Below are 17821 nucleotides of genomic sequence, written 5' to 3'. Positions count from 1 at the left end.
TTTGCCAGCCGCCCTGAATAACCTACTTGTTGCGGGCGGTCAGTTCGATTCCCCGCGTTTCGCGTCCGAAAGCGACAAGCACGCAAATCAATACCGCAACCGTACCCGCCACTATCGCCATCGCCAGCCCGTAGTTATTGCCATGGCTTTCTGCAATGCGCGACTGCAACGTGGCGTTGACCGACGCAATCAGATTTCCCAACTGATAAACGAATCCCGGCAGCACCGCTCGCGTATTGGCAGGCACTAACTCAGTCAGATAGCCCGGCACCACGCCCCACGCGCCCTGCACCATAAACTGCATCAGGAAAGCGCCCAGCCCAATCGTCACCGAACCGGTTGAAAACGCCCACAGCGGTAGCACCGGCAACGCCAGCAGCGCCGCGATGATAATCGCTTTTTTCCGGCCGATTTTCTCTGACAGCGTGCCAAACAGTACCCCGCCCAGCATTGCCGCAATGTTATAGCAAATGGCAATAATACTGACCGTATGCGGATCGAAGCCGTGCTGCACTTTCAGGAAGGTTGGGTAGAGATCCTGAGTGCCGTGGCTGAAGAAGTTAAAGCAGGCCATCAACAACACCAGCCAGAGACAAAGCTTCCAGTGGCTGCGTAATACCGGCAGCAGCGATGCCCGCTCGCCTCGTTCTCTGGCGGCCAGCCATACCGGTGACTCCGGCACTTTGAACCAGACAAACGGCAGCAGCAGCACCGGCAAAGCACCGATTAAAAACATGCCGCGCCAGCCAACCATGCTGTAAAACAGCCCAAAGATGATCGACGCCAGCAGATAACCGGCCGGATAGCCGGCCTGAAAAATGCCGGACATCATGCCGCGTGAACGATCGGGAATGGTTTCCATCGCCAGCGACGACGCAACGCCCCAGATACCGCCCATCGCAATGCCGTAGACCACGCGAAAAGCCAAAAACGTCGCCAGCGTGGGCGACCAGGCGGACAGTAATTCAAACAGCGAAAAGGTGACGATATTCACCATTAGAATCGGCCGTCGGCCATACTTTTCGGCAAGATGACCAAACAGCAGTGCGCCTATCGGCCTGACCGCCAGCGTCAGCATAATCGCCAGCGAAACGTCGGAAATTTCAGTATGAAAGTTAGCGGCAATATCACTCAGCACGAACACCAGTATAAAAAAGTCGAACGCGTCCAGCATCCAGCTGGCAAAGCAGGCGAAAGCCACATTGCGCTGGGTTGAAGTCCAGTTGAACATAGGGTTTATCCTGTCTTACAGAAGGCAAGCGTCTGCGAAGCAGACCGGTATTTGTTAAGTATTTGTTTATAGCATGTAATAAGGTAGCGATTTGGACGCAGTTGTCAGTCTTCAATTCAGGATGTAAGCACGCGTTTCAATTCACAATCCGATCTCACGCAGAAACTTTGCTACACTGCGACGTTCGTGAATGACGAGGAAGCCTGGGCTTGTCGCTGATTCAGATGCACCGTTCGCCCAGCCGTTTTGCTGCCTGGCTGGGACTGATCGCTATACTGCTGCTGTTTATCGCGCCGGTGATTTCAAAATCGCTGACGACTTCCCCTGCCCGCCACGCAATGATGATGGCGAGCCATCAGCCCGCCGATCATGACGCAGACTGCGTAATGGCTGAGATGTCGCCCCAGCAACATGCCCGCATGCAGGCGCATCATCCGCTGTCGATGATGGACGACAGCGCCTGCGGCTACTGTGTGCTGCTGGCGCATCTGCCGTTGGATTTAAATAATCTGCCGCCGCTGTGGTCAGTGCTTCAGGCGGCAAAGCAGCCCGCTCTGCCATTGCTTCGCCCCCTCTTCTCACGCTTTGCGCCACGCTTTTTCCATCCCCGGGCCCCGCCCATTTTCTGAGCATCTGGACCATAAAATTACGTCGCAATAGCGGCCAACACCTGCTTATGCCTGGTTTCAGGCGGATGGAATGACTATGTCAGAAAAAATTCTGGCGCAGCCGGCGCGCGTGGAAAACACCCGCAGCGCGCTTCTGCCCTTACTACGTCGTCTTCACTTCTATATTGGCCTGTTCATTGGCCCTTTTATCTTTATTGCCGCCCTGACCGGCACCTTATATGTACTGACCCCGCAGCTGGAAAACGCGCTGTATGCCCACCAGCTGTTTACACCCAGCAAGGTGCCCGCAAAATCACTGGCCGACCAGGTGCGGACGGCGCAAAACTTTGTGGGTCCCGGCATCAGGATCTCAGCGGTACGCCCGGCACCCACCGTCGGCGAGACGACCCGCGTAATGTTTATTACGCCTGAATCCGGGCCTTCGGAATCGACGGCGGTGTTTGTCGATCCCGGCACGCTTGAGATCCGTGGCATGCTGCCGGTTTATGGCACCAGTGGCGTGCTGCCGTTACGGACCTGGCTGGATTATCTGCACCGCAACCTGTTGCTGGGCGATCTCGGCAGAAACTATAGCGAACTTGCCGCCAGCTGGCTGTGGGTTGCCGCGTTGGGTGGCGTGCTGCTCTGGGCTGCCAGCCGTTCATCGCAGAAGGTAAGAAAAGCCGGGCCGGGCCAGCGTCAGCGCCACTGGCATATCACCCTTGGCCTGCTGCTGCTGGCTGGCCTGCTGTTTTTCTCGGCAACCGGACTGACCTGGTCGCGCTGGGCGGGAGACAATATTTCGTCGATGCGGGCGCATTTCGGCTGGATGACGCCATCCGTCAATACGACGCTGGCACCGCCAGTCATGCAGCCGATGACGGATGCGATGCCAGCAATGACGATGTCTGGCGAACATGCCGGGCATCATATGCCCGCCGATGAACATGCGGAGCATCATATGACCGCCGACGAGCATGCAGAGCATCCTGTGCCTGTCGATGAGCATGCGGAGCATCATATGACCGGGCCAATGCCCGCCGCGACGGTCGCCATCACGCCCGCGCAGTTTAATGGCGTGGTAAAGGCGGCCCGCAGCGCCGGGATCGACGCTGAAAAAATAGAAATCCGTCCCGCCTGGCAGGCCGACAAAGCCTGGACAGTCAGTGAAATCGATCGCCGCTGGCCTACGCAGGTAGATAGCGTAGCCGTGGATCCGCATGACTTTACGGTGGTGGATAAGGTTGAGTTCGCCCGGTTTGGGTTGCTGGCAAAACTGACGCGCTGGGGGGTGGATGCTCACATGGGCGTGCTGTTTGGCCTGCCTAATCAGCTGCTGCTGGCCACCTTTGGCCTGGGGCTGTGCCTGCTGATCGTGATGGGTTATCGCCTGTGGTGGCAACGACGACCTGCGGCAGGCAGCGGGCCTCATCCGGCGGATACGCTGCTGCACAGCTGGCGACAGCTCTCTCTCAGCGCAAGGTTTTTACTGCTGGTTTGTAGCGTCGCGCTGGCGTTCAGCCTGCCGGTAATGGGCGTCAGCCTGCTAATACTTGTACTGATTGATGCGCTGCGCTGGCAGCGAGCCATCAGGATCGCCAAACACTAATCTCACTATATTGCACTTGCGCACAGTGCGGGAGTGCAATAAAGTAGTGCGATTATTACGCAGCGGAGGCGTGAACTGAGATGTTGAGAAACATTGAAAATTTTAGGGATGAATGGCTTGAAGATTATTTTTTATATGGCAAAACGCATAAAAAAATCCCGGCAAATCTGGAGTCAGCATTAGCTCGCAAACTGGACCTGATAAATGCTGCGACAACGTATAAGGACTTACGATCGCCACCGGGTAATCGATATGAAGAGTTGCATCCTCCGCTGAGTGAGTACTCTGCGATACGCATCAATGAGCAATACCGATTAATTTTCAAATGGATTGAAGGAAAAGCAATTGATCTTTATTTAGATCCGCACAGTTATAAAAAACACAAATGAGTGGAAGAGTTTACAGATGCGCCCTGTAACGCTCTAAAAAGCGTGAAGTTGGCGAAGCATTATGAAAAGAGAAAAATTATGATGAAACAAGCGACACGTAAGCCCACCACCCCAGGCGATATTTTGTTATACGAATACCTGGAACCGCTTTCGCTAAAAATCAATGACTTAGCAGAGATGCTCAATGTACACCGTAATTCGGTCAGCGCTTTACTGAATAACAACCGCAAACTGACGCCTGATATGGCTTTCAGACTGGCTATGGTCTTTGATACCAGCGTTGAATTTTGGTTAAACCTGCAAAACAGCGTGGATATTTGGGAAGTGGAAAACGATGCGCGCACTCAGGAAGAGATGAGCCGCGTAACCTCTTTAGAACGTTTTCTTACGCAGCGAGCCGCTAAGAACAAGGTAGCCTGATTCTTAACGTAATCTTCGCGCCAGCAACCGGTTAACAAGCTTAAGGCCCGCCATCGCGGGCCTTAAAATCACTTCGCCAACGCCTGTTCCAGCATGTTCAGCAGCAGCTTGTTATCCACCGTTTTCAGCACGTGTACCATGCCGCCCGTTGTCTCACCCACGGCAATATCAACCCGCAGCGGCAGCCGATAACGCCAGGACTTGCCGCGCGTCATGCCGGGCCGCAGTTCCACATTCACGTAGTAGTCTGCCGCCGTTGCCACCTGCTGATTGATCAGCCAGGCAATGACCAGCGCATCGTGGATCCAGCAGCCCGGAAGCTTGCGCGTCTGAATGGAATAGTCGAGCCACGGCCTGAAGGTTTCACAGACAAACTTCGCCAGCGGCGTATCCAGCTTCTGGATCCTGTCCAGGTCGCGGTGCGTCATCAGCGTCCGGGTCGTGACATCCATCGGCACCAGCGTGATAGTGGCACCGCAGGTCAGAACACGCTGCGCCGCTTCCGGATCGAGGCCAAAATTGGTGTCCTTAATAAAGTCATCCAGCGCAAAAACGCCGCCCATAATCGCGATTTCCTGCACCGCTTCCGCCATCTGCGGATAACGATCTAACGCCCGCGCCACGTTGGTCAGCGGCCCGATAGCCACCAGCGTTATCTTGCCCGGATTGGCGCAAATCAGCCTGCCGATGGCATCTGCCGCCTCTTCATCCGGCGCGCTGTACGCCTGTGGTTGACGCACGCCCTGCCACAGATGCGCCAGCTTTGACTGGTGAACCCGGTTATCAAGCGCCTCCCGCCATGGCTCCGACGGCTCAACCAGCGCCCGGTCAGCACCTTTGCGTACCGGCACATCCAGTCCCAGTTGCTCAACCAAATCTTTCGCTACGTTAAAGCCCGTTTCACTGGGCGTGTTGCCTGCCACGGTGGTAATCAGCTCGACGGAAAGGCCCGGTGAACCGAGCGCCAGCGCTATCGCCAGACCGTCGTCAACGTTCGCTCCGGTAATCCCATTTCCCGGATCGCAATCAATAATGACTCTTTTCATTTTTATCTTAACTTGCCGCATCGCGGCTGGCGGTAAGGAAACAGCCACAGGATTCGCCAAGCTGTAGCTGGTGAGAAAATTCGCTCAGGTGCACTTCATTTCCGGGTTGCGCGAGCATCGCGAGTGCCGCTTTTGCCATCGCTTCGACCGGTTGCCGTACTGTCGTTAAAGAGGGAACGTGAAAAGCCGCCTGATCCGTGCCGTTAAAACAGACCAGTGCAACCTGCTGCGGCACAGCGATATGATGTTCTGCCAGAGCACGGATACACCCAATCGCCTGCATTTCGTTAGAGGCAAATAGCGCACGCGGCAGCGGTCCCCGCAACATTTCTTTTGCTGCTTGATAACCCCCTTCACGAGTATAGGCTGCCGGGAAAATCCACTCTGCCCGCTCACGCACGCCAAAGTCCTGCAACGCCTGTCGCCAACCTGCGAGGCGATCCTGCGCGTTGAACATCTCCGGCGGCCCACTGATGATGCCGACGTCCTGATAGCCGTGACTCAGCAAGTGCGCCGTTACCTGGTGCGCCGCTTCACGCTCGTCCACACGCAGGATATTGACGTTCAAAGCAGGATCGACGCGGTCAAGCATCACCAGCGGCGTGCCGCTGGCCTGAATAACATCGATATAGGGATGACGATCGACGCTGTTGTAAAACAGGCCGTCTACCTGCTGGCTGAGCAGGTTGTTAATCAGCTCCAGCTCGCGCTTGCGGCAGTCGCCCGCGTCGCCCAGCAGCATCACCATGCCGTTATTTAGCGCTTCCTGCTGTAGAGCATGCGCGAAAGAAGCGACAAAAGCGTTGCCGATATTCGGCACCACCAGCCCGTAGGTTTTGCTGGTGCCGGAAGCCAGGGCGCGCGCCACGCTGTTAGGTCGATAGCCAGTCTTTTGTACCGCTGCCAACACGCGAAGCCGGGTCGCATCTGCTACCGGCCTCGGGCCATTATTGATAACGTAGCTGACCACCGCTACGGAGGTTCCGGCCTCTCTGGCGACATCGACCCGGGTGGCGCGATGAATGTTTTTTGCCAAGGTTTCACCTCATTGATTGCGCGAACCGGCAGCCCGGTCCGCATTACTGCTTAAATAGCATCTTCCGGGGCATTGAGATCGCGACCTCGCGTTTCCGGTGCCACAAAGGTGGTCAGGAAGCCAATTGTCGCCATCACCGCGAAATAGGTGGCAATTGGCCACCAGTGACCCGTCCAGGAAAGCAGCGCGGCGGCTACCAGCGGCGCGGTACCGCCAGACAAAATTGACCCCAGCTCTTTTGCCGTTGCCATTTTAGTGTAGCGATGTTTTACGCCAAACATCTCCACGCCCCAGGCCGCCTGCACGCCATAGATACCCAGCGAGGCCAGCCCCATCCCGACAACAATGGTTGCCATCACCACGATCGGCTCACGAGAATCCAGCAGCATAAAGGCCGGGAAGGCATAGATAATTAACAGCAAGCAGAACCAGCGATAGGTTATGCGACGACCGAAACGGTCGGAAAGCCAGCCAGCAAAAAGAATAATCAGGAAGCCCAGCAGCGAGGCGATCAGCACCGCCGTAGTGGCGACCGATTTATCTACCGCTAATACTTTGACCACATAACCAATCATAAAGCCCTGCGCGAGGTAGGAAGGCCCGTTTTCGCCGATGCGTAAACCCAGCATCACCAGAAACGCCCGGCTACGCTGCCACAGGCTGCGTGGCGCTTGCGGATGGTAAGACACTAACTTGCCTTCACGTACCGCCTGCATCTCGGCATTTTTGCGCTCAAATACCGGGGTTTCTTTCAAATGACGGCGGATCCACAAGGCAACCAGCGCGATCAGCGAGCTGCACAGGAACGGGATTCGCCAGCCCCACGCCTGCAACTGCTGAGGATCCATCTGTACCACGATCAGCCAGACCAGCGAGGCCAACAGCGTGCCGCTGTTCGATCCCAGCGCGATAATCGACGATACCAGCCCGCGTTTCTCAGCAGGGGCATATTCTCCCAGCATCACCGTGCCACCGGACAACTCGGCACCCGCGCCAAACCCCTGGCTAAACCGCAACAGCACCAGACAGGCCGGTGCCCACACGCCAATTGACGCATAGCTGGGGATCAGGCCAATTAAGGTGGTCGAGGCCCCCATCAGAATGATGGTGGTGATCATCACCGCTTTACGCCCTTTACGATCGCCCAGCCAGCCGAAAAACAGCGCGCCGATAGGCCGGGCGATAAAGCCAACGGACCAGGTTGCAAAGCTGGAGAGTAGCGCCATGGCAGGCGTGGCTTCAGGAAAGAAAACGTCGCCAAAGATGATACCGGCAGCGAGACCGTACAGCGCAAAATCTGCATACTCCATCGCCGTGCCAAGCCAGCAAGAGACGGTCGCCCGCCAGAAATCCTTGCGCCCTTCCGTGGTGGCCAGACGTTCATCGGCGGCAGAACAGGCAGAAGATGCCGCTGGCCGGATGCTTTGAGGTGTGGACATGAAAAAAAATCCCTGATGTTAGGAGGTCTGTTTCGCCTTCACTGGCTCGCCCCCGGATCGCCGGGAAATGCATCAGTGAGGACGCTCTTTTGCTGAGCCATAGTTAAAGGTCAGTAACGGGTTCCCTGGTGTTGGACTCTGTTCTGTAAGCTTCCCGGCCGTTGGTTTTGATTAACCAATCATATGTATACGGGAAACAAAGTTGACCTTTCACTGCGCTGACAGGCATCGACACGGTGATTTTTTGACGTGCATGCATTGTATCTACGCGCGTAGATAAATCAAGTAATCTTGAGAAATAAATTAGATTAATTTCACATTCATTATGCCAGCAAAGCCGACAACGTCTGATATAACAGACATTTATGATAAATTAACGCTAAAGTATTTCGTTATGACAGGCCAATAGTGTGTTAAAACTTCACTGATGTGTCATTTTTCGCCATCACCGCGCCTTCTCAGCAGACCACAGTGTAAATCGCCCGCTATGACAGGCAGATGACGTTGTCGGAGCAGACCGTCTATTATCTGGAGGGATTGCCGCATTTTTTCTCAGGGAACGCCGATCCCTTAATCGTAAATTATCTTTGAGGAAAGCAATGAGCATTATACTGATGCGCCACGGTAAGCCCGATCACCATCCCGGCGGCCGTTTGCCTGCGCTGGCGATGGAACAGTGGTGTGAAGCGTACGATATGTCGCGGGTTGAAGATGCGCCACCGGACAGATGCCGACAGGTAGTGAGCACGGCCGACTATATTATTACCAGTCCGCTGCTTCGCGCCCGATCCTCCCTGGCAAAATTAGACCGCGAACCCGCCTCAATCGATGAACTGTTTAGCGAAGTCTCGTTGCCCGTCATGCGCCTCGGTTATCCTCATTTACCTGCGGCTTTCTGGCTGACGGTGCTCCGCACCCTGTGGCTGTGCGGCTATGCCGGTTCGGTAGAGTCTTTTCAGCAGGCAGAACGGCGAGCCGCTCTGGCAGCCACCACGCTAATTGAGCATTCATCCAAGGGTAACGTGCTGCTGGTGGGACACGGCATTATGAACAAACTGATTGCGCGAGAGCTGCGCAAAGCGGGCTGGCTGGCCGAAAAACACGCCAGCAGCCGCCACTGGAGCACCGCCATCTATCACCCACCTTTTATTCCCTCGGAAATTGAGTAAGGCCCCGTTTTAGAGGATTAGGCAAGCTTTAAAGAGCCACGGATATTTTCACCACACGATAACCCTCATACGCTGGTAGTCACTGACGGATAGTCCGTTTAGTGAGGCTCATTGTGGAGGTTTCTGTGTCTGAACTGATGAATAAAGTTATCGCGATTACCGGTGCCAGTAGTGGCATAGGCGAAGCGACCGCTCGTTTATTAGCGGCTAAAGGCGCTCGCGTCATGCTGGGTGCGCGTCGGACAGCGCGGCTGGAAAAGGAGGTCGCGGAGATCCACGCGGCGGGCGGTGAGGCCCATTTTATGGCGCTGGACGTTACCCAACTCGAACAGATGGAAGCATTTGTCGCTGAAGCGCAGCAGCGTTTTGGCGGACTGGACGTAATGATTAATAACGCTGGCGTGATGCCGCTCTCGCCGCTTTCCTCGCGCAAAGTAGACGAGTGGAATCAGATGATTGATGTAAATATTCGTGGCGTGCTGCACGGTATTGCCGCTGCTCAACCGCTGATGGAGCAGCAACAGTACGGCCATATTATTAATATTTCGTCGATTGGCGGGCTGAGCGTTTCACCTACCGCGGCGGTTTACTGCGCGACTAAATACGCTGTGCGGGCTATTTCGGACGGCCTCAGACAGGAGACGGATAAACTCCGGGTGACGGTGGTTTCGCCCGGCGTGGTCACTTCCGAGCTGGCGGAGACCATCAGTGATGAGTATGCCCGTGAGGCGATGAGAAGCTATCGCAGCGTGGCGCTTGACCCGGAGGCGATTGCTCGTGCCATCGCCTGGGTGATCGCGCAGCCTGATGACGTGGACGTGAGCGAGCTGGTTATTCGACATACTGCCAGCCCGTACTAAATTGCTTTAGCCGGTCACGGCAATGGCAGGCTCCAGCCGCAGGATCTCTTTCATATACAGGGCTTCCTGCTGCGGGCTGCGGCCAAAGAAGCGCTTAAATTCGCGACTGAACTGCGAAGGACTCTCGTAGCCCGTCTCTGCCGAAGCCGCCGCGGCAGAGACGCCATTTCGCACCATCAATAGCCGGGCCTGATGCAGACGCAAAGACTTGAGATACTGCATCGGCGAGCTTTGCGTGACGGCTTTAAACCGCGCGTGAAACGTTGCGCTGCTCATGCCGACTTCACGCGCCAGATCGGCCACTTCCATATGCTCCTGATAACGATGCTGCATGATCTGCAACGCCCGGGCGATTTGCGCAAAATAGCCCTGATTCGATAACGCCGCCCGCAGCGAAGCGCCCTGCTCGCTCATCAGGACGCGATAGTAAATTTCGCGCAGCAGACCAGCCCCGAGAACCTGCGTTTCCTGTGGTGATCGCAGCGTTTCCAGCAGGCGCAGGACGCTATCGCCTAATTGCTCGTCCAGCGGCGTGGAGAGCATGCTGGCTGGCTCCTCTGTCGTCAGTGGCAGCTTAAGCGTCACCAGTAAATCCGCCACCACCTGCAAATCCAGACGCAGCGCCACCGCCAGCATGGGTTCCTCGGCTGTGGCTTCCGTCTGGCTGATAAAAGGCAAAGGGACGGCCACGACTAAGAACTGCTGTGCGTCATAGATAAAGGTTTGATCCGCCAGAAAGCCCCGTTTACGCCCCTGACAGACCACCACGACAGACGGCTCGTACAGCACGGGCGTGCTCTCCAGCGAGATATCGGAACGTAAAAAACGCACATCTTTTAAAGCCGACTGCGTGTAACCATTGTTTGGCGCAAGCTGAGAAATCAACGCCGCCATTTTCCGCCGACGGCGTTCAGACGAAGAGTGCATATCAACCACGCTCGGCTCCTTAAATTGATGACAAGGGTGATTCGGCAACCCATGCAGCAGTTCACTTAACCTCATTAACGAACAGAGTGAGATATTGCAGACTTTGACACAACCCGTTTCAGGGTGCGGCAAAAGCAGGCTAAGTGTAGGACCCTGGCTAATGGATTGTTATTTAATCATTTCTGACATGCAGCACAACGTCTAAAAAACAGCCAAACGGTGGCGCAATGCTGGATTGCATCAGCAACTTACATTATAATTCCGCGCCACGGCCCCTTAGCTCAGTTGGTTAGAGCACGCGACTCATAATCGCTTGGTCACTGGTTCAAGTCCAGTAGGGGCCACCAGAATTTACCTGTTAAATCAGGGCATTAAGCCACTCTTAACCGAGTGGCTTTTTTGTTTGTGGTGGTCAGTGTCGCAAAAGTGTCGCATGACTTTTTTGGCCCTTCTGAACGCAGGTACAAAAAAACCCGCTTTCGCGGGCTGTCAGTGAAGCAATGATGGCTGTCTGTCGTTGTGCGTAAAAATTGGCACCTTGTTAGTCTGGCCTGGCGAGACGATCATCCCCGCTATGCTTTCGTGCGTCTTGAAGGTACAACTGCAATTAATGTTCTGGCACTGGTGATAACGTTCTTTTGTCTCGCGTGAGATATAGCGGCTGCTTTTGGCATGGGCAGCGGTCTGGCATAGCGGGCAATGCATCATGGTAACGTTCTCCTTGTGTACCCCGCCTTAATAACCCAAACCTACAAAAATAACAATAAAATTCACTCAAAGTGAATCACCATTTTCTGATTCTGCCTCATACTCAACGTCCGACAGCAGCACCTCAAAATCCAGCGCCGTCGTGTAGCCGCTGCCGCTCAGGCTGTGCGTCACCTTGCTGATGAGCCAGGGCTGCGCATCGATCACCGCCTTAAACCCGCTGACCTTTACCGGCGTTTCCGGGAACAGGTCCGCCCGGCCCATCGCCAGCGTCAGCGAGAACTCGGCAACGCCCCGCTGTAGCTTGTCCCATTTGGCCTTTGCAGCGCGCATCGCGGCGGCTTTGGTGGCGTAAACCGTGGTCAGCGCAAATACGTTATCTTCCGTTCCCGCCAGATAGTCCCCCTCGCGGGCCTCCGGAGTTTTCGCTGCGGCCTTTTTCTTTTTCGCCGCCGGATGCTCAAGAGCGCGCAGGTGTTTTTCTTTCGGCTTGCGTTTGACCTTTACCTTTTTCGGCTTCGGGTCTTTGGTATGCAGCCAGCTTGCCGTCACACCGGTATAAGCCCCACGGTCGGCAATGCTGAAGGTGTGCCGGTCGCCGTCCTGCCGCGTAATCGTCAGCTGCGGAATGGGCCTGCCGCTGGCCGTTACGCCGCTGCCCGGACGCAGGAACAGCAGCTTTCCGGCCTTGATGGCGGCAACTGCGCCGTACAGCGAAGCCAGACGCGTTAAAAACGTCGTGTCGGTTTCCTGCGTCTGGTCGATGTGGCTCACTGCCAGCGCGGCAAAGCCGTCGGCCAGTACCGCCTTCAGGCTGTTGCGCTCGGCTATCTGCGTGACCACCGCGCCCAGGGTGGTGTCGTGATACGAGACCTCGCGCCGGGAATTCAGCGTGCCGCGAAAGTCCACGCTTCTGGCCCGGATGGTCATCATGTCCGGCGCGCCGTGATGCTCCACCTCGTCAACCGTAAATTCCCCCTTACCAATAAGCGGCTGGCCTTTCCAGCCCAGAAACAGCTTTATCACCGCCCCGCGCACCGGCATCGCCAGCTGGCCGTCGGCGTCGTCCAGCTCAAGGTCCAGCTGGTCAGCGTCAAAGCCCCGGTTATCGGTGAGCGTCAGCGAGATAAGCCGGTCGCGGATGTTCGCGGTCACGTCTTTTGCGTTCACGGTCAGCATAAAATCCGGCGCAATCTGCGCGCCCGCCTGCACAGGCAGTCCGGTAATATTCATGACAGCAGCCCGCCCACGATAGCACCGGCGGCGGTTTTCGCGCTGCTGATGGCGGTCGTGACCTGGCCCGGCAGATTATTAACGCCGCTGATAAGCCCGTCCGCCTGCTTTTTCAGGTCGCCAAACATCGACGTTAACGACTCGTCAACGCGCTTCAGGCCCAGCGTGAACGTGATTTTTTGCGCGCTGCCGTTACTTAAAAACTCGCTGTGACTCGCCGAAAAACTTTCCGCCACGTACATGCCGTAAATCGTGCCGTTGCCGCCAATCAGCGGCCATGCCCGGCCCTCGTCGGCCATCACCTTGAGCGTCAGCAGCGAGATGGCTCCGCCCGTCACCTCCGGGCGCAGCTCGCCGGTCAGGGTAATTTTTTCATCGCCCACGCCGAGAAACTGCGCCGACGCTCTTTGCCCGATACGGCTGTTCGTGGGCCACCGGTAGTCAATGCTTTGCTGCAACTCGGCGTAAGGCAGCGTCTGGCGCATAAACGGCATCAGGCCGTAAATCATCATCATGTTTATTCCCATCCCATTTTGCTGCGGTTCTGCGCCTGGCGGTTACGGTCGTTGCGCGCCTGCTGCTGTGCGATCAGCGCCAGCGCGTCGTCTTTGGTCATGCCCGGGTGCATGTGAATATCGTACTGGTAGCTGTTCTGGCTCTGGTCCCGATACCCTCCGCCCGCCGCCGGAGACGATACCGGCTGATACGCCGGGCCGGTATCGGCCAGGCTCCAGGGCAGGCCGTTCGGCGCGACCGGGTCGTGCTCGGGTACTTTGTCTTTCAGCCCGTCAGATTTGCTGTCAATCACGCCAAGCTTATCCAGTACCCAGTCAATCCCGCTTCTCAGCTGGTCCAGCGCCTGACCGGGGATTTTCAGTCCTTCGGCCAGCATGTTGCCGAATTTCTTGCCCATGTCTCCGGCGTTTTTCAGCTCTGACTGTGTGGATTTCACCGGCTCCAGCAGTTTGGTAAACCAGTCCCACAGCCCCTTAATTTTGTCCGTCACCCAGTCAAAGACCGGCTTCAGCGGGCTGAAGGCGTCGCTGATGGGTCCCATTGCGGCGGTAAAGCCTTCGGCCACGCCGGAAATAAACGCTTTGATGGGCTGCCAGTACTTACGGATAAGCAGCGCACCGGCGACGATGGCGGCGACCACAAGCACTACCGGCAGGGTGATGGCGCCAAGCGCGGTCGTGATGGCACCGCCCACCACGCTGAAGACGGTGCCAAGCATCCCCGCGCCCGCAATCAGCAGGTTAATCCCGGCAATCACCGGCCAGGCAACCAGCCCGATTGCGCCCAGCACGCCCACAATAATCAGGCCCGCCGTGGCGGCTTTCGCGAGACCGCCTGCCAGCTCCGGGTTTTTCTGGATCCAGCTGTCCACGTTCAGCAGAAATTTAGTGGTTTCTTTGGTCAGCGAACGCAGGGTTTTATCAAGGTCATCATAAAGGTCGGTGCCGATGGCCTCTTTTGCCGACTGCAACTCTTTGAAATCGCCGCCGAGGTTGTCCTGCTGTACGTTGACCAGCTTTGCCGTGCTGCCGTCCGATCCCTTAAACGTGTTTGTCAGCCTGTCGAGTTCGCCGCCGGAAGCGCTTTTCATCAGCGTGACCGCCGTTGATGCGGCCTCTTCACCAAAGATGGTCTTCAGATACTCCGCCTGCTGTGTATCGCCGAGGTTATTTTTCTTAAAAGAAGCCTGCATCTCTTTGAGGATGGTAAAGAACGGCCGCATGTTGCCCTTGCTGTCGGCGGTCTGTACGCCAAGCTCTTTAATCGCCTTAAACGCCTCGCCGGTCGGCCCCTGCACGCGCAGCAGCATGGCGCGAATTCCCGTCCCGGCCATGCTGCCGGTGGTGCCGTTGTTTGCCAGCGCGCCGATCATGGCCGCCGTCTGCTCGACGCTTACCTTCGCATTTTTCGCCACCGACGCGACATAGGGCATGGCGTCGCTCAGGTCATCGAATTTGGTGGCGGTTTTGTTGAGCGTCGCCGAAATCACGTCGCCCAGGTGCGCCACCTCGCTGTTGGCGAGGCCAAAGGCGTTTTTCGTGCTCATCAGCAGGTTGGCGCTTTCCTCCATCGTGCGGTTATTTGCCAGCGACATATTCAGCGTCACCGGCGTTGCCGCCTTAATGTCGTCAACCGAGCCACCCGACTGTGCGATCACGGTCTGCGCCTGCGCGGCATCGTTGGCAGAGGCCGCCGTGTTGTCGCCAATGCTGCGCGCCTGGGCTTTCAGCGACTGGAAGTCAGCGGAGTTTTTATCAATACCGAGTTTCGCCTGTAGCGTGGAGTTCGCCAGCGCAAAGTCGTAGCCGGGGCGCAGTACGGACGTTGCCGCAATTGCGCCGACGGTCGCCGCCCCCGCACCGGCCGCACCGGCATTACGCACGCGCCCGGACAGCTCCTGACCTTTGCGGTAGCGCTCGCTGATGTGGTTGAGCCGCTCCTGCTGCTGACCGAGGCGTTGCAGCTCGGCTTTCTGGCGGCTCAGGCTGACGGTTGCCTGGGCGGACGCGCTTTTCAGCCGCTGTTGTTCGCTGCTCAGACTTTTGGTTGAAATGCCTGCGGCGTTCAGCGCTTCCCGCTGCTGCTGCACCGACAGGCGCAGGGCGTTGCTTTTGGTTTGCAGTTCGTTTGCCGCCTGCCGGGCCTTTTCCAGCGCGCGGGCCTGCGCCGTGGTGGGCTTTTCGGTGTTTTTAAACTGGATCGCCAGCGCGGCCGCTTCTTCTTTAGCGTCTTTGAGCTTCTGCTGCGTAACCGCCAGCTGGCCGCTTGCCTTGCGAAAGCCGTCAATCTTCGCCGCCTGCGCGTCGAGCGCCTTAATGCTGTCCCGCGTTTCGCGGATGTCGCCGGAGAGTTTGCGGGTCTGGTTCTGGATAGCTTTAAACGGGCGCGTCGCCTGGTCTACCGCCTTAAGCAGCACCTGGAGTTTCAGGTTGTTACTCATCGGGTTTCACTCCGCTGCGGATCATGGCCTTGTGCCGCCAGTCGATAAGCTCGGTCAGCGGCATCTCATACATTTCAGAAGGGGGCCAGTGGAACACGGTGGCGATATCGGCCATCAGGTCGTTAACGGTCATATCGCCGGGCCAGCTTATTCGTCCGACTTCGGCGACAAAAAACCGATCACCTTACCGGCCAGGGAAATCAGGTCGGCCGGGTCGAGGTTCATACACTCCGCCTTCGTCAGCGTGGGCAAAGTAATGCGCGGTAGCACGGTAATCAGCGCGTCCACGTCCGAGCCTGCAAGATCGGCAAGGCGGGTGCCGCGCAGCGCGCCGGAGTTCGGTTTAATCACCTCAATAGTGTTGATTTCCTGTTCGCCGCGCATAACCGGGGTTTCCAGGGTGACGACGTTTCCTTTGTTTTCCATGATTGTTCTCTGCTTAAAGTTAAGGCCAGCGCCGGGCGCTGGCTCAGGGGTTATACGAGGCCGATATTTTTACGGCGCTGCTCCAGCCGATCCGTGCCGTTCACTTTCTCCACCATGTTCAGGGTGTCGATTTCAATCAGCTCTTTGCCGTTAAAGGTCAGCTTGTAGTAGGTGCATTTGGTGGTGATTTTGGTTTCGGTGTCCTCGCCCTGTTTGGCCTCGCCGAAGTCAAACGCCTGGTGCTTTCCGCGTACCTCAATTTCCACCGCGATTTCCTCGCCGGTGTCGTCGCGCTGGTACGAACCGGTAAAGCGCAGCGGCACGGACGTTGCGCCCCACTGCGACAGCACCAGCTCATCAAGCCCGCCAATGCTCCATTCCATGTCCAGCGCGTCGTCGTCGAGGCCCATATCAATATGCGCCGCGCCGTTCATGCCGCCGCCCCGGAACGGGTCCAGCTTGCGCGACAGCTTCGGCAGCGTGACGCTGGTCACAACGCCCTGATAGCTGTTGGCATCGTTAAAGAGGTTCATCCCCTTGAGTTTTCGTGGCAGTGCCATTGTTCAGTCCTCAGCTGTTAACGGACGCGGCGAAGTTCGCCAGATACGTGTCGGTGATGCGCTGGCGCAGGGTTAAATCTTCCAGCGGCGGAACGGGCGTGTAGTCGTAATCAATCGCCAGCTTGCCCGCCTTCAGGGTGGCGGTGTCGTTGGCCGCTTCGTCATACCAGGCGGATGCGCCCAGCAGATAACCGGCGCTGGCCAGCTCGCGGAATTTGGCGTTGATGCCCGCAATAATCTCGCGCACCAGTACCGGCGTCAGCGGCTTGTCAACCGCCCACATATGGGCATCAGCCATCGTGTCGGCCAGCACCTGCGCGGTGCGGGTGTAGTTCTCAAACGCGAATAACGGATCGTCGCTACAGGTGCGGTTTCCCCAGAAGCGGAAGCCATCCTTACGGATAAGCGTGGTCACGCTGGCTTCATTAAGCAGGTCGGCATCGGTGCCGGTCTGTTGCAGGTCCCAGAAAACACCGGCCGAAATTCCGGTCACGCCGTTAACGCCGACGTTGGACAGCGTTTTGTGCCAGCCGGTGTCGTTGTCGATTTTGGCGCGCAGGCCCAGCGCCCGCGCCGTGGCCCAGGCGGTTTCTGATGCGTTGGCGGTGGTGTTCCAGGCGAGGAAGTCCGGCCAGATAACCATGATTTCGCGCTGGCTGAAGTTCTCGCGATATTTGCGCGCGTCAGAGACGGTTTTGCAGTTCCAGGCGGAGACGTAGCAGAAGGCGCGCAGCTGCTGCGCAATGCTGACAAGCGCGGTCGCCACCTCTAAAGAATCAAGGCCCGGCACGCCGAGAATGCGCGGCTTGACGTCGAGCTGGCTCTGCGCGCTTAACAGCGCCTTCATGCCGGTGTACTGGCCGTTCTCGTCGGTGGTGCCGATGATATTGGAGATGGTTTCGGCACCGTCGTCGCCTTCGGCCACGCGCACTACGACCGTGACCGGTTTCGACTGGTCGGCAATCGCCTGAAGGGATGCGGCCAGCGTGCCTTTTTTACCGGCCTTGCCAATGGCAGACAGCACGTTGGTCAGCAGCACCGGCGTATTCAGCGGGAATGCCGCCGCATCGGCGTCGTCGGCGGTACAGACCAGCCCGACGATGGCGGTGGAGACGGTGGAAATGGTGCGCGTGCCGTCGTTGATTTCGACGACACGGACACCGTGATGATAATCAGACATCTGATGCACTCCGTGTAATGGGTG

General features: G+C 57.1%; 19 protein-coding genes and 1 tRNA gene. 7 read left to right on the top strand and 13 right to left on the bottom strand.

Going from position 1 to position 17821, the window contains the following annotated elements:
• Positions 1-22: 22 nt before the first annotated feature.
• On the bottom strand, positions 23-1231 hold the full coding sequence (locus AAGQ96_RS03005) for an MFS transporter (RefSeq protein WP_147194839.1): 1209 nt from the start codon (positions 1229-1231) through the stop codon (positions 23-25).
• A gap of 209 nt (positions 1232-1440) precedes the next feature.
• On the opposite strand from AAGQ96_RS03005, the gene AAGQ96_RS03000 reads away from it, so the two are divergent.
• From AAGQ96_RS03000 to AAGQ96_RS02985, 4 genes are all read left to right on the top strand, one after another.
• Positions 1441-1860 carry a DUF2946 domain-containing protein gene (locus AAGQ96_RS03000; protein ID WP_342754813.1) on the top strand — a complete coding sequence of 140 codons (420 nt, stop codon included), beginning with the start codon at positions 1441-1443 and terminating at the stop codon, positions 1858-1860.
• A 76-nt stretch (positions 1861-1936) separates the two neighbouring features.
• Entirely contained in the window at positions 1937-3448 is a 1512-nt protein-coding gene (locus AAGQ96_RS02995) for a PepSY domain-containing protein (RefSeq protein ID WP_342754812.1), read from the top strand.
• Positions 3449-3528: 80 nt separating this feature from the next.
• Complete coding sequence (locus AAGQ96_RS02990; RefSeq protein ID WP_147194833.1) at positions 3529-3837, top strand: type II toxin-antitoxin system RelE/ParE family toxin; 309 nt, start codon at positions 3529-3531, stop codon at positions 3835-3837.
• An 81-nt stretch (positions 3838-3918) separates the two neighbouring features.
• A complete protein-coding gene (locus AAGQ96_RS02985; RefSeq protein WP_147200507.1) occupies positions 3919-4257 on the top strand; it encodes a HigA family addiction module antitoxin in 339 nt (112 codons plus the stop codon).
• A gap of 68 nt (positions 4258-4325) precedes the next feature.
• Here the strand turns inward: AAGQ96_RS02985 and AAGQ96_RS02980 are convergent, their stop codons facing one another.
• The 3 genes from AAGQ96_RS02980 to AAGQ96_RS02970 are packed head-to-tail and all read right to left on the bottom strand — an operon-like array spanning position 4326 to position 7778.
• The gene (locus tag AAGQ96_RS02980) at positions 4326-5303 is read right to left on the bottom strand and encodes a nucleoside hydrolase (RefSeq protein ID WP_147194830.1); all 978 of its coding nucleotides are present in this window, start codon (positions 5301-5303) and stop codon (positions 4326-4328) included.
• Between the two features lie 7 nt (positions 5304-5310).
• Positions 5311-6339 (bottom strand): LacI family DNA-binding transcriptional regulator, encoded by a 1029-nt coding sequence (locus AAGQ96_RS02975; protein WP_342754811.1) that lies wholly within the window; start codon positions 6337-6339, stop codon positions 5311-5313.
• A gap of 50 nt (positions 6340-6389) precedes the next feature.
• Positions 6390-7778, bottom strand: coding sequence for an MFS transporter (locus tag AAGQ96_RS02970; RefSeq protein WP_342754810.1), 1389 nt, complete (start codon positions 7776-7778; stop codon positions 6390-6392).
• 599 nt (positions 7779-8377) lie between these two features.
• On the opposite strand from AAGQ96_RS02970, the gene AAGQ96_RS02965 reads away from it, so the two are divergent.
• On the top strand, positions 8378-8947 hold the full coding sequence (locus tag AAGQ96_RS02965) for a histidine phosphatase family protein (protein ID WP_342754809.1): 570 nt from the start codon (positions 8378-8380) through the stop codon (positions 8945-8947).
• A gap of 137 nt (positions 8948-9084) precedes the next feature.
• Positions 9085-9807: an SDR family oxidoreductase gene (locus AAGQ96_RS02960; RefSeq protein WP_342755516.1), complete on the top strand. Its 723-nt coding sequence runs from the start codon at positions 9085-9087 to the stop codon at positions 9805-9807.
• 6 nt (positions 9808-9813) lie between these two features.
• Here AAGQ96_RS02960 and AAGQ96_RS02955 read toward each other — a convergent pair whose 3' ends face one another.
• On the bottom strand, positions 9814-10734 hold the full coding sequence (locus AAGQ96_RS02955) for an AraC family transcriptional regulator (protein WP_147200506.1): 921 nt from the start codon (positions 10732-10734) through the stop codon (positions 9814-9816).
• A 270-nt stretch (positions 10735-11004) separates the two neighbouring features.
• Here AAGQ96_RS02955 and AAGQ96_RS02950 point away from each other — a divergent pair.
• Positions 11005-11081: transfer RNA gene (locus AAGQ96_RS02950), tRNA-Ile, on the top strand.
• 142 nt (positions 11082-11223) lie between these two features.
• Here the strand turns inward: AAGQ96_RS02950 and AAGQ96_RS02945 are convergent.
• The 8 genes from AAGQ96_RS02945 to AAGQ96_RS02910 form a co-directional block, all read right to left on the bottom strand.
• Entirely contained in the window at positions 11224-11442 is a 219-nt protein-coding gene (locus AAGQ96_RS02945; RefSeq protein WP_124234400.1) for an ogr/Delta-like zinc finger family protein, read from the bottom strand.
• Between the two features lie 66 nt (positions 11443-11508).
• Entirely contained in the window at positions 11509-12675 is a 1167-nt protein-coding gene (locus AAGQ96_RS02940; RefSeq protein ID WP_342754808.1) for a phage late control D family protein, read from the bottom strand.
• A complete protein-coding gene (locus AAGQ96_RS02935) occupies positions 12672-13190 on the bottom strand; it encodes a phage tail protein (RefSeq protein ID WP_342754807.1) in 519 nt (172 codons plus the stop codon). Before AAGQ96_RS02935 ends, AAGQ96_RS02940 begins: the two co-directional genes overlap by 4 nt.
• A gap of 2 nt (positions 13191-13192) precedes the next feature.
• Positions 13193-15631, bottom strand: a complete 2439-nt coding sequence (locus AAGQ96_RS02930; protein WP_342754806.1) for a phage tail tape measure protein — start codon at positions 15629-15631, stop codon at positions 13193-13195.
• Complete coding sequence (locus AAGQ96_RS02925; protein WP_342755515.1) at positions 15624-15746, bottom strand: GpE family phage tail protein; 123 nt, start codon at positions 15744-15746, stop codon at positions 15624-15626. Before AAGQ96_RS02925 ends, AAGQ96_RS02930 begins: the two co-directional genes overlap by 8 nt.
• Positions 15747-15778: 32 nt before the next feature.
• Positions 15779-16057 (bottom strand): phage tail assembly protein, encoded by a 279-nt coding sequence (locus AAGQ96_RS02920; RefSeq protein WP_342754805.1) that lies wholly within the window; start codon positions 16055-16057, stop codon positions 15779-15781.
• A gap of 50 nt (positions 16058-16107) precedes the next feature.
• The gene (locus tag AAGQ96_RS02915) at positions 16108-16617 is read right to left on the bottom strand and encodes a phage major tail tube protein (RefSeq protein WP_342754804.1); all 510 of its coding nucleotides are present in this window, start codon (positions 16615-16617) and stop codon (positions 16108-16110) included.
• Positions 16618-16627: 10 nt separating this feature from the next.
• A complete protein-coding gene (locus AAGQ96_RS02910; RefSeq protein ID WP_342754803.1) occupies positions 16628-17797 on the bottom strand; it encodes a phage tail sheath protein in 1170 nt (389 codons plus the stop codon).
• Positions 17798-17821 lie beyond the last annotated feature (24 nt).

It is taken from the genome of Pantoea sp. MBD-2R (assembly GCF_039134845.1).
Classification (GTDB): Bacteria; Pseudomonadota; Gammaproteobacteria; order Enterobacterales; family Enterobacteriaceae; genus Erwinia.
The sequence above is the reverse complement of the archived record's forward strand: the minus strand, read 5'-3'. Positions and strand labels throughout refer to the sequence as shown.